General features: G+C 66.7%; 1 protein-coding gene. It reads left to right on the top strand.

Features of this window, described 5'->3' with window-relative positions; all coding sequences use genetic code 11:
- Positions 1-116 precede the first annotated feature (116 nt).
- Complete coding sequence (locus PUR61_RS01085; RefSeq protein WP_329874653.1) at positions 117-1,202, top strand: IS630 family transposase; 1,086 nt, start codon at positions 117-119, stop codon at positions 1,200-1,202.

Raw genomic sequence — 1,202 nt, 5'->3', positions numbered from 1 at the left:
CTAGTGAGCTGGTCTTGAGATCTGTGGTCGCCACGTGAGGCGCGTTGCGTTTCAGTTCTGATGTTCGCGTGGTCGTGAGTGGTGACAGGCCGTCAGAGCTGCGGTCTGCTGAGCGTATGGGTGACAGCAGACTGCAGCCGCTGGTCCTGTCCGATACCGAGCGGCTGATCTTGCAGGGATGGGCGGCTCGGCGAAGGACCGCCCAGGGACTCGCGATGCGGGCGCGGATCGTGCTGGCGTGTGCCGAGGGCGGCAGCAACATCGCAGTGGCCGCGCGGCTGGGGGTAAATCGGGGCACGGTCAACAGGTGGCGGGCCCGGTTCCTGCGCGAACGTCTGGACGGCCTGGCCGACGAGCCGCGGCCCGGGGTGCCGCGCACCATCACCGACGCCCAGGTGGAGGAGGTGGTAGTGCGCACGCTGGAGGAGACCCCACCAGGCTCCACCCACTGGTCCAAACGGGAACTGGCCGCGAAGGTCGGCATCTCCCCGTCGAGCGTGCTGCGGATCTGGCGGGCCTTCGGCCTGCAGCCCTGGCGGACGGAGACCTTCAAGATCTCCCCGGACCCCCTGCTGATCGACAAGATCCGGGACGTGGTCGGGCTCTACCTGGCCCCGCCGGCGAACGCGGTGGTGTTCGCCGTGGATGAGAAGCCGCAGATCCAGGCCCTGCAGCGGACCGCGCCGGTGCTGCCGATGCTGCCCGGAGTTCCTGAGCGCCGCAGCTTCGACTACGTCCGCCACGGCACGGTGGATCTGTTCGCCGCACTGGACATCACCACCGGGAAGGTGATCGGGAAGCTGTCCGCACAACACCGCGCGGTCGACTTCCGTGACTTCTTGGACGAGATCGACCGCCAGACCGAGCCCGGCCTGGCGGTCCACGTGATCTGCGACAACCTCTCCACCCACAAGGCCCCCGTGGTGGACCGCTGGCTGGTCGCGCATCCCCGCGTTCAGCTGCACTTCACACCCACCTACTCCTCGTGGATCAACCAGGTCGAGCGCTGGTTCGCCGAGCTGGAACGGCGCTGCCTCGAACGCGGAGTGTTCTGCTCGCTAGACGAGCTGAAGGCCACACTCGAGGACTGGATCAAGAACTGGAACGACAGTGCCCACCCGTTCAAGTGGACCAAGACCGCCGACCAGATCATCGACCGAATCTGCCGCTACTGCTCACGCATCTCCGGACCAGCTCACTAG

Source organism: Streptomyces sp. BE20 (assembly GCF_036322525.1).
GTDB lineage: Bacteria > Actinomycetota > Actinomycetes > Streptomycetales > Streptomycetaceae > Kitasatospora.
This window is presented reverse-complemented; position numbering and strand designations above follow the sequence as displayed.

Coding starts and splice junctions, on each gene's coding strand:
- PUR61_RS01085 (WP_329874653.1), top strand. CDS start 117: ATGGGTGACAGCAGACTGCAGCCGCTGGTCCTGTCCGATACCGAGCGG.